The sequence below is a fragment of the Prevotella sp. oral taxon 306 str. F0472 genome, from assembly GCF_000257925.1.
In the GTDB taxonomy this organism is placed as follows: domain Bacteria; phylum Bacteroidota; class Bacteroidia; order Bacteroidales; family Bacteroidaceae; genus Prevotella; species Prevotella vespertina.
Genome location: NZ_AJIN01000011.1, coordinates 167,845 through 182,708 on the forward strand (window position 1 = coordinate 167,845; position 14,864 = coordinate 182,708).

At 38.1% G+C, this 14,864-nt stretch carries 12 protein-coding genes; all 12 read left to right on the forward strand.

Annotated elements, in window-relative coordinates; genetic code table 11:
- Nucleotides 1-177 precede the first annotated feature (177 nt).
- The 12 genes from HMPREF9969_RS01760 to HMPREF9969_RS01815 all read left to right on the forward strand — a co-directional run bounded on the left by HMPREF9969_RS01760 (nt 178) and on the right by HMPREF9969_RS01815 (nt 14,296).
- Nucleotides 178-1,173 carry an AAA family ATPase gene (locus tag HMPREF9969_RS01760; RefSeq protein ID WP_009434102.1) on the forward strand — a complete coding sequence of 332 codons (996 nt, stop codon included), beginning with the start codon at nt 178-180 and terminating at the stop codon, nt 1,171-1,173.
- Between the two features lie 57 nt (nt 1,174-1,230).
- Nucleotides 1,231-2,103 carry a DUF58 domain-containing protein gene (locus HMPREF9969_RS01765; RefSeq protein ID WP_036894612.1) on the forward strand — a complete coding sequence of 291 codons (873 nt, stop codon included), beginning with the start codon at nt 1,231-1,233 and terminating at the stop codon, nt 2,101-2,103.
- Entirely contained in the window at nt 2,100-3,131 is a 1,032-nt protein-coding gene (locus HMPREF9969_RS01770; RefSeq protein WP_009434225.1) for a DUF4381 family protein, read from the forward strand. The genes HMPREF9969_RS01765 and HMPREF9969_RS01770 overlap by 4 nt, the downstream gene beginning before the upstream one ends.
- Before the next feature lie 17 nt (nt 3,132-3,148).
- Complete coding sequence (locus HMPREF9969_RS01775; RefSeq protein ID WP_009434037.1) at nt 3,149-4,105, forward strand: vWA domain-containing protein; 957 nt, start codon at nt 3,149-3,151, stop codon at nt 4,103-4,105.
- Nucleotides 4,106-4,160: 55 nt separating this feature from the next.
- Nucleotides 4,161-5,156 (forward strand): VWA domain-containing protein, encoded by a 996-nt coding sequence (locus HMPREF9969_RS01780; protein WP_009434153.1) that lies wholly within the window; start codon nt 4,161-4,163, stop codon nt 5,154-5,156.
- An 8-nt stretch (nt 5,157-5,164) separates the two neighbouring features.
- Complete coding sequence (locus tag HMPREF9969_RS01785) at nt 5,165-5,857, forward strand: tetratricopeptide repeat protein (protein WP_009434213.1); 693 nt, start codon at nt 5,165-5,167, stop codon at nt 5,855-5,857.
- A gap of 11 nt (nt 5,858-5,868) precedes the next feature.
- Entirely contained in the window at nt 5,869-8,433 is a 2,565-nt protein-coding gene (locus tag HMPREF9969_RS01790; protein WP_036894614.1) for a BatD family protein, read from the forward strand.
- A 38-nt stretch (nt 8,434-8,471) separates the two neighbouring features.
- A complete protein-coding gene (locus HMPREF9969_RS01795) occupies nt 8,472-9,167 on the forward strand; it encodes a phosphatase PAP2 family protein (RefSeq protein ID WP_009434205.1) in 696 nt (231 codons plus the stop codon).
- 10 nt (nt 9,168-9,177) lie between these two features.
- Complete coding sequence (locus HMPREF9969_RS01800) at nt 9,178-10,449, forward strand: S-adenosylmethionine:tRNA ribosyltransferase-isomerase (RefSeq protein ID WP_009434214.1); 1,272 nt, start codon at nt 9,178-9,180, stop codon at nt 10,447-10,449.
- Nucleotides 10,450-10,581: 132 nt separating this feature from the next.
- On the forward strand, nt 10,582-11,802 hold the full coding sequence (locus tag HMPREF9969_RS01805; RefSeq protein WP_009434092.1) for a DUF2027 domain-containing protein: 1,221 nt from the start codon (nt 10,582-10,584) through the stop codon (nt 11,800-11,802).
- 14 nt (nt 11,803-11,816) lie between these two features.
- Nucleotides 11,817-13,787, forward strand: a complete 1,971-nt coding sequence (locus HMPREF9969_RS01810) for an NAD(+) synthase (RefSeq protein WP_009434204.1) — start codon at nt 11,817-11,819, stop codon at nt 13,785-13,787.
- Nucleotides 13,784-14,296, forward strand: a complete 513-nt coding sequence (locus HMPREF9969_RS01815; RefSeq protein WP_009434126.1) for a hypothetical protein — start codon at nt 13,784-13,786, stop codon at nt 14,294-14,296. The genes HMPREF9969_RS01810 and HMPREF9969_RS01815 overlap by 4 nt, the downstream gene beginning before the upstream one ends.
- Nucleotides 14,297-14,864: the final 568 nt, after the last annotated feature.

Here is a 14,864-nt window from a genome sequence, read left to right on the forward strand (position 1 = left end):
TTTTTTAAGGATGAAAACATAGACGTTAACCTATTTCAATTAAAAAAGTCTTTAAAAACCAACACTAAGTTTTTATTTAATATAATTTAGATACAAATATTCGCCCTATCCGCTTTTATGTTGTACTTTTGTGACTCGTTGAATGATACATAAGAGTACAATATAAATTGTGAAATAATGGCGGAATCTATTGATATTAGAGAGTTAAATGAGAGAATCGAACGGCAGAGTTCTTTTGTGACAGACCTTACGACAGGAATGAATCAAATAATAGTTGGCCAAAAGCATCTAATTGATTCGTTACTTATATCTTTACTTAGTGATGGTCATATCCTATTAGAGGGTGTCCCTGGTCTAGCAAAGACACTTGCTATCAAGACGCTATCACAGCTCATTGATGTGCGCTATAGTCGTATTCAGTTTACTCCAGATTTGTTGCCTGCTGATGTTATTGGTACACAAATCTATTCGCAAAAGGACGAAACATTCCACGTAAAGAAAGGACCTATCTTCTCTAACTTTATACTTGCAGATGAGATTAACCGTGCGCCCGCAAAGGTTCAAAGTGCACTATTGGAAGCAATGCAAGAACATCAAGTTACCATTGGTGAGTCTACATTTACCTTGCCTGATCCTTTCCTTGTCATGGCAACACAAAATCCAATAGAGCAAGAGGGTACTTATATGTTGCCAGAAGCACAAGTGGATCGATTCATGTTGAAGGTTGTTCTTGATTATCCAACATTAGATGAAGAGAAACTTGTTGTTCGAATGAATCTACAAGGCAATGCTCCTGTAATTCGCCCTGTTATTGGTACTAAAGAAATCCTTGAAGCAAGAAAGGTTGTAGAGGATGTTTACTTGGATGACAAGATTATGCAGTATATTACTGATATCGTCTTTGCTACGAGATATCCTGAACGTTATCAATTAGCTGACTTGAAAGAGATGATAACCTTTGGTGGTAGTCCACGTGCAAGTATCAATCTTGCCAGAGCTAGCCGTGCATACGCCTTTATCAAGCACCGTGGCTATGTAGTACCAGAAGATGTACGTGCTGTCGCACATGATGTTCTTCGTCACAGAATTGGTTTATCATACGAGGCAGAAGCTGCTAACTTAACTACAGAGACAATAGTTAGTGAGATAATTAACAAGGTGCAAGTACCTTAATGATTCTCGTTTCATTGTTAAGTGTATTGTAAGAAAAGATAGTTTTCATCATTGTATATGGATACAACTGAGTTACTAAAGAAAGTACGTAAAATAGAGATTAAAGCTCTAGGCTTAAGCCAGAATATATTTGCTGGTCAATATCATTCCGTCTTTAAGGGTAGAGGTATGGCGTTTTCTGAAGTACGCGAGTATCAGTATGGCGATGATGTTCGTGATATTGATTGGAATGTTACGGGTCGCTTTCATCGTCCTTACATAAAAGTCTTTGAAGAAGAACGCGAACTGACTGTAATGTTGGTGATAGATGTGAGTGGTTCTTTAGATTTCGGTACCGCTGGACAACTTAAACGTGAATGTGTGACGGAGATAGCTGCTACATTAGCATTCTCGGCTATTCAAAACAATGATAAGATAGGTGTTATCTTCTTTTCTGATCACGTTGAGAAGTATATCCCACCCAAGAAGGGTAGGAAACATATTCTTTATTTAATTAGAGAGATGTTGACATTTACGCCAAATAGTAAGAAGACAGATGTAGGAGTAGGACTGGAATATCTTAATAAGGTTGTCAAACGTCGTTGTACAGCTTTTGTTATTAGCGATTTCTATACAAGGAAGGATTTTAGTCAGGAATTACGTATCACAAATAGAAAACATGACGTTGTTGCCATTCAAGTATATGACCCACGTGCAAAGGTAATGCCTGATGTCGGTTTGCTGAAAGTTATTGATGCAGAGACAGGACATGAGATGTATGTTGATACACATGATATTCGTGTTCGAAAGGCTCACAATACCTATTGGGAAGAGCGTGAACAACGATTGCATGATACTTTAACGCAAAGTCACGTTGATAGTGTGGCTATAGCTACTAATGACGATTATGTCAAGATGTTGATAACGTTATTTTTAAAGAGAAGACGATGAAAAGGTTTTTGGTGATAATAGCGTTATTATCTATAGTTGGTGTCAGCTATGCACAGATAAATGTTAGAGCTAGTATTGATTCTACTCATATATTAATAGGTGGAAGAACTAGTTATAGTATTGTCGTAGATGTTCCCCGTGGTACAAAGGTTTCCTTTCCTAAACAGATTGTGCCGAAAGAGTATGCACAAGACGTGGAAGTGTTAAAGGTGAATCGTAGTGTTACGGATTCTTCTAATCATCAGTTGAATAAACGTACCTATGTGTTGACGGCATGGAATGCAAAGCATTATACCATTCCTGCACAGAAGGTTGTTATTAATGGTAAGACGAGTTTGACGAAAGCCGTTAGCTTTGATGTTCGTTCTATTCCTGTTGATACGGTCAAGAATACCCCAATGCCACCTGATGATATTCAGCAGGTTAGCCTTACTTTTGCAGAGTGGCTTCCCGTCATCCTAATAGGGCTATTGATTCTTATTCTTTTGGGGCTTGCTTATTATCTCTATAAGTCATTAAGTAGACGTAAGGTTAGTAAGAAGGAGCGTGTATTGTCTTCTTATGAACAAGCACTAAATGAGTTGGAAGAGATTCGCTCACAAATAAAGTCTTATTCAGATCAAAAGACCTATTATACGCATGTAACTGATGTCTTGAGAAGATATATTTCTAAGCGTTATAAGTTTAATGCCTTAGAGATGACTTCTTCTGAAATCTTGGATAAACTACATGATGAATGTAAGGAGACAGATATTAAAGAGTTAGAAGAAATTTTCAATACAGTAGATCTCGTAAAGTTTGCTAAATACCAAACGGGTGAAAATGATAAGAACTACTATTTCGATAATGTAGTACGTTTCATAAAAACGACAAAGAAAGATGATATTGTTCCAATAGTTGACAAGACTGAGGAGACAAGGAGTCAGCGTACTCGTAAAATTATCAAGTTGGCTATCATATTATTATTAGTTTGTTCTGTGGCTCTATTCATATATTTCGTGTCAGAGATTATAGGACTTCTAGTGTAATGTAAATTGAAGTAGAAATGGAATTTGCCAATAGTGGATACCTTCTTTTACTTATCTTGTTAATACCTTATTTATTATGGTATTTTCTTTGTGGTAAAGGTAAGGAATCAACCATAAAGATGAGCGATACATTCGCTTATCAACATATCTCAAAGAGTTGGAGGATTCGGATGATCCATCTTCCAATGTTTCTGCGTTGTCTAGTTTATACTTTGGTGGTCATTGTGTTAGCACGTCCACAAACGTATAACTCCTGGGATAATAAGGATGCTGAAGGAATTGATATCATGTTGACGATGGATATTTCAGCAAGTATGTTGACAGAAGATGTGTTCCCTAATCGTATAGAAGTGGCAAAAGAAGTGGCTTCAGATTTTATTAGTGGACGCCCTAATGATAACATCGGTCTGACGATATTTGCAGGAGAGGCTTTCACACAATGTCCAATGACAGTCGACCATGCCGCTTTATTAAATCTTCTTCATAATGTACGTACAGATTTAGTAGTGAAAGGATTAATACAGGATGGAACAGCTATTGGTATGGGACTTGCTAATTCGGTTAGTCGACTAAAAGACTCGAAAGCAAAGAGTAAGGTTATAATTCTGTTGACTGATGGTAGTAATAATGTCGGTTCTATCTCTCCAATGACAGCTGCGTCTATAGCTAAGAAGTATGGTATAAGAATCTATACTATAGGTTTGGGTAAGGAGTCAGAGGGAGATTTAGGAGCAATAGACTATAAGACATTACAAAATATAGCTGTATCAACAAATGGGGAGTTTTATAGAGCGCAAAGCCAAGCTGAACTTTCCAAGATTTATCAAGATATTGATAAATTAGAGAAGACGAAATTGAGAGTAAAAGCTTATAGTCATTTGCATGAGGCTTATATGCCCTTTGCATGGCTGGCATTGTTCCTCTTCTGTTTAGATTTACTATTACGTCTGACGGTTTTTAGAAGATTACCATAAGTGATTTGCCTATATATAATAAGGTGAATAACTTATTTAATGTGATAAATGAAGAATGTTTAGATTTGATAATCCTACATATTTATGGTTGTTATTGCTGATACCTCTATTAGCAATGATTTATCTATATTCTCTTCGCCAAAGTAAACGTAGACTTAAACGATTTGGTTCGCTAAAGTTAATGCATCAATTATCTCCTATGGCAAGTCCAAGAAGGAAGTTGATAAAGTTTGTTTTGGCAGAACTAATATTGACATTGCTTATATTGATAGTAGCTCGTCCACAGATTGGTAATAAGATTGCAAATAATACAAGTAGAGAGGGCATCGAAGTTATTATGGCGCTTGATATTAGTAACTCTATGTTGGCTACAGATGTTGTACCTTCACGTTTAGATAAGAGTAAACTTATGGTTGAGGGACTCATGAATAAGTTTACGAAGAACAAACTAGGTTTAATTGTCTTTGCGGGTGACGCTTTTGTTCAACTACCAATAACGAGTGATTATGTTTCGGCAAAGATGTTCTTGGATAATATAAATCCTTCATTAATCGGAACACAAGGAACAGACATTGGTAAAGCGATTAACTTAGCTATGCACAGTTTTACACCTAATACTCAAACAGGTAAAGCGATTGTCGTCATTACAGATGGTGAAGATAATGAGGGAGGTGCAGAAGCTATGGCAAAACAAGCGCAAGAAAAGGGTATTAAGGTGTTTATACTTGGTATAGGTTCTACACAAGGAACTACTATTCCAATGCCTAATGGTGAGGACTTGAGAGATGCCAATGGTAATATTGTTAAGACACATCTCAATGAAGAAATGTGTAAGAAAATAGCAGATGCAGGGCACGGAGTATATATACACGTAGATAATAGTAGTGTTGCTGATGCCCTTCTGGAGAGAGAACTTGGAAAACTTCAAAAGGGAGAGATAAATAATGTTGTATATAGTGATTATGATGAGCAATTCCAGGCGTTTGCACTACTTGCCGTCTTATCACTCATCATTGATGTCTTTATTCTAGAAAGAAAGAGAAAGTATTAAATAAGTATATGTTTAAGCGGCTTTATTTTATAGTATGTCTTTTGATGATATCGTTTGTTACGCTTAATGCTCAAACGAGTAATCAGTTAATTAGGAAAGGAAATAAGAACTTTTCCTCAAAGAACTATGCACAAGCTGAGGTCTTTTATCGTAAGGCTATCGATAAGGAACCTAATAATGCTATTGGCAATTATAATTTAGCTAGATGTTTACAGGCGCAACATAAGAATGCAGAAGCAAAAAAGATTTACGAGAAAGCGGCTAAATTAGAAACAGATCCTATTCGTCAGGCTAGTAGCTACAATAATCTTGGTACTATTTATCAAGGAGAGAAAAATTATAGTAAGGCTATTGATTATTATAAGAAGGCAATGCGTGATAACCCTTCTCATAATAATGCACGTTATAACTTCGAGTTATGTCAACGTCAGCAGAAGAAACAGAATAATAAGAAGAACTCTGGTGGCTCTAAAAATAATCAGAATAAAAACAAACAAAATAAGAATCAATCGAACAAAGATAATAAACAGAAGAAGAAGGATAATTCTCAGCAAAAGCCTCAAAACAATAATAATGATATGAGCAAGAGTAATGCTGAACAATTATTGAATGCGGCTATGCAACAGGAAAAAGAAACTCAAAAGAGGCTGGCAAAGGCAATGCAACAACCTTCGGATAAAAAACTTGATAAAAATTGGTAACTATTAGAAATATGAAACGATATATATTTTTACTTTTCATACTTTTATGTACGCTTGGAATGAAGGCACAATATGTTCGTGTCGTAGCTCCTAAGCATGTATCAGTGGGAGAGGAGTTCCAAGTTGAATATACAGTATATACTCAGGATGTTCGTAGATTTCAGTTAGGTAGATTATCTAATGGACTTGAGAAAGTATATGGACCTGCAACATCTTCTCAATCTAATTATCAGTTTATTAATGGTCATGCTAGTAGTTCCTCTACAGTCACGTTTGCGTATGTCTTTGTGGCTACAAAAAAGGGTAACCTCGGGATAGGACCAGCGAAGATTGTTGTTAATGGTCAAGAGATTGCATCTACGCCTGTAAGAATTAATGCATCTGGTAATGCAAAGGGAGCTTATGCTTCCTCAAAAGGAAGTTACAATGACGTTCAAGATGATCCACGTTCTTCCTCCTCACATATTAGCTCTAAAGATTTATTCATTAAGGTTTCTGCAAATAAAACAACAGTTTACGAACAAGAACCTGTCCTTTTAACTTATAAAGTTTATACAACAAAGAATCTGCGTCAGTTAATTGGTAAAATGCCTGATTTAACGGGTTTCCACGTCCAAGAAGTTAATTTGCCACAACAAAAGACTTTCCATAAAGAGCGTGTAGGTAATCGAGTTTATAACTGTGTTACATGGAGTAAGTATGTCATGTATCCACAGATGACAGGAACTTTAAAAGTACCTGCTTTGACTTTTCATGGTTTAGTTCAAGAGAGTAATAATTTTAATCCATTTGAAGCCTTTGGTATCGATGATGGTATCACGAATATAAAGAAAGATATTCTTGCATCTGGCTTGTCGATAAAAGTTTTACCATTACCAACTCCCCCTTCTGATTTCTCTGGAGGTGTTGGTCATTTTAACCTTTCAGGACAATTAAATAAGAAAGAAGTAAAAGCTGGTGATCCTGTTTCTATTCGTGTTGTAGTTAGTGGAGCAGGAAATCTGAAGTTAATAAAACAACCTATTATTCAGATACCTAAGGGGTTTGAAAAATACGATGTGAAGATTACCGACAAGACACAATTAACGGAGAATGGAGTTGAAGGAAATATAATTTATGACCAAGTTATTGTTCCTCAACAAGAAGGAGTAGTTTCCATTCCTCCAGTTAAATTTGTTTATTATGACTTGGTTCAGCATAAGTATGTTACCCTTCAGACTTCTCCGATGGAATTGAAGGTTATGCGAGGTGATGGTAGTTCTAAAGATATTTTATCAGTAGATTTACCTAATGAAGATATTTTACCTTTGAAGGTTGGGGATAGTGCATTGGATAAGGTAGGTCATTTCTTCTTTGGTTCTATTCCATATTATATTATTCTTTTGTTACTACTTGTTAGTGGATCTATTTTAGCTTATAGATATAAGGACCGTTTCGCTCATCGTGTTGATATGGTTCTCAAGCGAGGAAAAAATGCAAGTAGGATAGCTACTTCTCGTTTGCATTCAGCTAATCTATTAAAGATGAAAGGGAGAAATATAGAGTTTTATGATGAAATCTTACAAGCACTTTGGGGCTATGTTAGTGATAAATTAAATCTCCCAGTAGAACAATTGTCACGTGATAATATTAGTGAGCAATTAACGGCTATTAATGTTCCTATGGAGGTTATAGACAAGTTCATTACGGCTATAGATGAATGTGAGTATGAGCGTTATGCACCAGGAAATGAGAAAGGGAATATGCAAAAGACATTTGATGTAGCAATGGAAGCCATTTCAGAGATGGAAGAAACGATTAAAAAAGTAAAGGTTCAGAAGTCTAAGAATAATAATATTCTTTCCTTCTTGATGATAGTTTTATTAGCTCTCCCAATCCATGTCTTCTCTCAAACTAAGTCAGATGTTGACAAATTATATCAAAAGGGAAACTATGCACAAGCTGTAAAGGGATATGAAAAGTTATTGGAACAAGGCGAGTCTGCGGCTTTATACTATAATTTAGGGAATTGTTATTATCGTCTCGATAATATACCTCATGCAGTTCTTGCTTACGAACGTGCTCAACGTTTGTCTCCTAGTGATGATGACATTCGTTTTAATCTTCAGTTGGCTCAATCAAAAACAATTGATAAGTTAACGCCAGAATCAGAAATGTTTTTCGTTACTTGGTATAAGGCACTTGTAAATCTTTTGAGTGTAGATTGTTGGGCTTATTTGAGTCTTATTTCTCTATTTCTGGCTTTAGTATCTTTAGTGGTATATATTTTTGTAGAGAAAGAACTTCTACAGAAATTGTCAAGAGGAACACTCCCTTTATTTTTTGTCCTATTTATTCTTACCACATTTTTTGCCATCCAACAAGTATGTTTATTAGATGCAAGTAATCATGGTATCATAATGTTACCATCAGCTGTAGTAAGAGAAACACCTGATCAAAAGTCTAAAGAGATATTCATTCTTCATGAAGGATCTAAAGTAAAGATTACTGATCAAGGTTTGAGTAAATGGACAGGTGTTCAACTTAATGATGGACGACAAGGTTGGGTACAAACCTCTTGTATTGAAGCAATTTAATAAGTTTTATATATCAGTTTATTAGTCATTAATTTTGTATGAGTTTTGAAGCCTTACATACAATTGATAAGTGCGTACTACTTACTCTGAATGGAAGCAATAATTTGTTTCTAGACAACCTAGTCGTGACTTTGACTTCTGCCTATACGTGGATATTGTTGTATGGGGCTTTACTTTATTTAGTTATAAAAAATAATGAAAATTGGTGGAAGATAATGCTTATTGTCGGTACCATAGGAATAGGATTATTGATTGTTGATGGTGTGAATCTTGGCATTGTAAAACCCCTTATTGCACGCCCACGCCCTTTAAATAGTCCAGAATTACAAGGAATCGTTCAATCAGCAAATGGTTATTATGCAAGCGGATATAGCTTTTTCTCTTCCCATACGGCAAATGCTTTTCTAATAGCTGTATTCTTTTGTTTATTAGTGCGTGATAAGATTTTTTCTTGTTTCATGTTCTTGTGGGCTATAATCGTATCATTAACTCGTCCATATTTAGGCGTACATTATCCTTCAGATATATTTGTTGGTGCAATTTTTGGGACTACAATTGCCATTCTCATTTATTTTTTATATCTTCGCATTTACATTCGATTCAGTGATAAACTTCATTATATTTCCACACGGTACACCCGCACAGGCTATAGCTTTGCTGATATAGACCTTGTGTTAACGATACTTGTATTAACATTTATCTATGCGGTATTTCGTGCTTTATTATTAATATAAAAACCATATTATGTCTGAAGATACAAAACATATTAGCATTTCTGATTACAACTATCCACTCCCTGATGAGCGCATCGCCAAGTTTCCGTTGACAGAGCGCGACCATAGTAAGTTATTGCTTTATAAGCATGGTGATGTATCGGAGGACATTTTTTATAATCTTCCTGAATATTTGCCTAAGGGTGCGTTGATGGTTTTCAATAATACGAAAGTCATTCAAGCACGTATGCACTTCCGCAAGGAGACGGGAGCACTCATAGAGGTGTTTCTTATGGAACCAGCACAGCCAACAGATTATGAATTGATGTTTCAAACAAATCATGAGTGTGCATGGCTTTGTATGGTTGGCAACCTTAAGAAGTGGAAGGAAGGCGCATTAAAGCGTGCATTTGAAATCAAAGGGCAGAAGCTGACACTCACAGCGACAATGGACCGCAGTAAGGTTCAAGAGCAAGCTGGTGGAACTAATCACTGGATTCAATTTGAGTGGGATAATACAAACATATCATTTGCTGAGATTCTTGAAGCCGTAGGTGAATTACCTATTCCTCCGTATCTTAACCGTGCGACAGAGGAAAGTGATAAGGAAACTTATCAAACCGTATATTCAAAGATTAAAGGCTCAGTGGCAGCGCCTACAGCTGGACTTCACTTTACCGATAAAGTGCTGAAAGCCTTGGATGAACATGGTGTTGATCGTGAGGAACTTACACTTCATGTGGGAGCCGGAACTTTCAAACCAGTGAAGAGTCAGGAGATTGAGGGGCATAATATGCACACAGAGTTTGTTGTTGTTCGTCGTCAGACCTTAGAGAAACTTCTAAAGCATAAATGTCACGCTGTTGCTGTAGGAACAACAAGTGTTAGAACACTGGAAAGCCTTTATTATATGGGTGTTAAGTTGGTGTTGTCTCCAGAAACGGCAGAGAAAGACCTTCATGTCAATCAATGGGAACCATATGACTTACCACATAATGAAGAAGGATTTGTAGTAGTGAATGGTAAGGTGATAACTGCGGAGGATTCAATTCGTCATTTGCTTGCCTATTTGGATAAAGACGGATTAAATGTGTTACATTCAAGTACCCAGATTATCATTGCTCCAGGTTATACCTACAAGATTGTTAAGGCACTCGTAACTAATTTTCATCAACCACAATCAACGTTGTTGCTCTTAGTGAGTGCTTTCTTAAAGGGCGATTGGCGTAAGGTTTATGATTATGCCCTCAGCCATGACTTCCGTTTCCTTAGTTATGGTGATTCTTCATTATTGATACCATAGTATTTTTCCCTTAGCGTGAGGATTTATAAAACTTATTTATTATAAGTAGACTTGGTATTTAAAAGGGGGAGGAAATGCAGCTAATTGATAAGATATTGGTTGTATTCTTTATAAACATTAAGAAGAAAAAAGATGAAAATAGGTGATAAAGTTAGATTTTTAAGCTCTACTGGTGGTGGAGTCATTGCAGGTTTCAAAGGTAAAATTGTTTTGGTTGAAGACGAAGATGGTTTTCAGATTCCAACAGTAGCCAGTGAGGTTGTTGTTGTTGAAGATGCCGCTACTGACCGTGCAAAGCTGCGTATCGACCAGCAGCAACGTAAGATGGAGAAAGGCGAGGATACTCGCAGTATCAAGCAACGTCTGACCGCTACAGGTGCTGAAGAAGAGGAAGTAGGGGATAATTGGCGTGATGTTGATGCAGACATAGAACCGCATGACGACCCTTCTGTTAATTTTGAAGCTCCAGTGAGAGAACGTGTTGGTGGTGATGAGTTGTCTATTTATCTTGCTTTCACACCTACCGATATAAAGAACCTCACGACTACGCACTTCAAGTCTTATCTTGTCAATGATTCAAATTATTATGTTCATTTCTCCTACTCTTTAAAGCAGGAAGATAAGTGGGTATTGAAGGCTGTTGGCGAATTGGAACCAAATATGAAGTTGCTGATTGAGGACTTCACGCTTGCCGACCTCAACGATATGTTGCAGGGATGTGTTCAACTTCACAGTTATAAGAAGGATAAGCCTTTCGCACTCAAGCCTACTTGTGATCTTCAGGTAAAGATTGATGCCGTGAAGTTCTATAAGCTCAATACTTTCCACGAAAGTGTTTTCTTCGAGCAGCCAGCATTGATATATACGTTGATTGAGAAGGATAAGCCTGCTCAGCACCCGATGTTTGAACCTTTAACAAGGAAAGGTGAGGACGAAGCCACAGATAAGTTGAAGGTGGGTTATGCGTCACCAAGCCGTCTGTCAGAAGAAGAGATTGATAAGAAGACGGAGGAACTCTCCAAGCGTTATAAGTTTGAGCGTAAGAAGCCAGCTAAACAGATTCTTAGCGATGACAAAATTATCATAGACCTTCATGCTGACGAATTGCTCGAGACAACAGCGGGTATGACAGCGGCAGATATTCTTGAATATCAATTAGATGTCTTCCGTCGTACGCTCGAACAATATAAGGCGCATCGTGGCAAGAAACTCATTTTCATTCATGGGAAGGGCGAAGGCGTATTGCGCCATGCAATCATTCATGAACTTAATTATAAATACAAACATTATTCTTACCAAGATGCTTCTTTCCGTGAATACGGCTACGGAGCTACTCAGGTAACAATTAAATAATTTTTTCATTCAATATGAAACACGGACTTATAAAGGTGGCTGCAGCTATTCCTGCAGTGAAGGTTGCAGATACAAAGTTCAACCTTATAGAAACAGAAAAGCAGATTGCTATTGCTGAAGGTCAGGGCGTAGAGATTATCGTTTTCCCAGAGCTTTCAATAACGGGTTACACTTGTCAGGACCTTTTCCAGCAGCAACTTCTTCTTGACGATACTGAGCAGGCTGTCATCGAGCTGCTCGAATTTACTCGCCAATTAGATATCACCGTCATTGTCGGTGCGCCTGTAGCTGTGGGAGCATTGCTCCTTAATTGCGCATTGGTCATTCAACAAGGAAAACTCTTAGGCATCGTAGCAAAGACCTTCCTACCTAACTACAGCGAGTTCTATGAGAAACGATGGTTTGCATCTTCACAAGACTTGCGTCCACAGCACATTCGCTTTGCAGGGAATAATATTCGAGTGACACCAGAGTTGCAGATTTTCCGCACATCTGAGGGGGCTACCTTTGCCATAGAAATCTGTGAGGATGTATGGGCACCAACACCACCGAGCAATCATCTTGCCTTGGCAGGTGCGGAGATTATCTTCAATCTTTCTACCAGCGACGAACTCATCGGAAAGCACACTTACTTGAAGTCACTGCTTGCCCAGCAAAGCGCACGAACTATCAGCGGATACGTTTATAGTAGTAGTGGCTTTGGTGAGAGTACGCAGGATGTTGTCTTTGGCGGAAATGCATTGATTTTTGAGAATGGCTCACTTGTTAAGCAGTCAGAGCGTTTTCAGATTGACCCACAGTTAGTTATATCTGAAATTGATATTGAAAATTTACGTAGCGAACGTCGTACCAATAGTACCTTTGTCAACGCGCAGCGTCCTGTTGCGTCAGGATTAGCTGGTGTTACTGGTCAGATTGATGAACTCGCCTTGCACGTAGATTGCTTGCCACCGCTCAAGCCTATGCGTGAGTTTACGCTGACACGCGAGTTCGACCAGCATCCTTTTATTCCTAAGACAGAGAATATGCAGGATGCTTGCGATGAAATCTATAATATTCAGGTGAGTGGATTGGCGAAGAGGTTGGTACATACTAATTGCAAATCTGCAATTATTGGTATTAGCGGTGGACTTGATTCCACCCTTGCCCTCCTTGTCGTTGTCAAGACCTTTGATAAGCTTGGACTTGATCGTAAGGGAATTGTAGGCGTTACCATGCCAGGGTTCGGAACAACAGGCCGAACCTATAAGAATGCTATGGCACTCATGGAGCGTCTTGGTATCACGATTCGTGAGATTGATATTAAAGCCTCTGTTTTACAGCATTTTAAGGATATTGGTCATGACCCAGAGGTACACGATTCTACTTATGAGAACGCACAAGCGCGTGAGCGTACGCAGATTTTGATGGATTTGAGTAATCAGATGAACGGACTTGTCATTGGTACGGGCGACCTTAGCGAACTTGCCTTGGGATGGTGTACCTATAATGGCGACCATATGAGTATGTATGCCGTAAATGCGAGTGTGCCAAAGACGCTGACGCAATATCTTGTGCGTTATGCTGCTGACACAACTAAGGATGAAAATGTACGTAAGACATTGATAGACATCGTGGAAACTCCAATCTCACCAGAGCTAAAACCTGCTGATGATAAGGGAGAAATTGCACAGAAGACAGAAGACCTTGTTGGTCCTTACGAGCTTCACGATTTCTTCCTCTATTATGTTCTTCGCTGCGGTTTCCGCCCTTCAAAAATCTATTGGATGGCGCAGAATGCCTTTCGTGGTGTTTACCCCGACAGCGTCATTCTTCATTGGATGCGCATCTTCTTCCGTAGGTTCTTCTCTCAGCAATTCAAACGTTCATGCTTGCCAGACGGACCAAAGGTGGGCAGCGTGAGCCTTTCGCCACGTGGCGACTGGAGAATGCCTTCTGATGCAATGTCAACCAACTGGCTAAACGAGTTGGAAGGACTGTCATGAAGCGAATAATCTTTCAACTTATCTTCCTACTGATTCCTCTGTGCACACCTGCGCAGGGGAATCTTCCTTTACTTCCATTGCCTGTGCTTGAATTATTGCAATATCAGGTGCAGAAAGGGAAGCGGGCGGTTGCACCTTATCTTTTCAGTAAGTATGGACTCAGACGAATTCCGACAGAGTTAGTAGCTGATGACACACGTCAGTTGTGGGGGTGGCACGTCGGTCCTAATGCTGACTTCGACCAATCAAAACAACCTTTCTACAGGCTCTTTGCAAAGAAGGATAATTCAAGCCTTGCTGTCATTGACGATAGGGGAGGAGCGTTGCAAATCGTCTTTTGGGACAAGGGATATTATCATACATTGGCGTCTGGTCTTCGGGCGCATGGCTACCAGCTGCAGCATGTGAAGCCTGCGACTAATGTTCTTCGTTTTCAGCGTGAGGGCAGCTCTGTGATAGCAGACGTGACGGTGTGGGCAGATATGTACGTCTTAGAGCTTCATAGCTGATTTATGTTTACAAGCTTCACAGCTGACGACGTGTCTTTTTAGCTTCACAGCTGACGACGGTTTGTGTTGTTTTTCATTTCTTCCGCGGTCTTTCATTTTGACCATACAAAGGTAACTATTTATTTTGAAGATTGCAAGAAAAGAGCGTGTTAAAAAGTGTTTTATTCATTGTAATCTATTGTACACAAGCGTGTTATGTTTATTGTAAGCAATCGTTCACCAACACTGAGCACACTATTGCTATCATTAGTTTTCTTTATGCGTATAAGCCCTTTCTAAGCTTACTAAAAGCCACATCCGTAATATGTTTAGATATGCTTTGTCAGGTGAAAAGATAAGCTTAAAATATTTTTAATCCAAATCGTAAACATATTTTGTTTTATTATTGAGCAAGTTGTTTCTTGATAGTAGAGCATCTTGGAGATTCTCTCCCTCGATTACAAAATTACAAATTACAAATTACATTAAGGACCATCAGGAGTTTCTTTACTTGTATAGGGCTTATAAACTGATAGTTTTAAAATACTAAATATGATAATTAATAATATTATTAACTTTATTATAATAT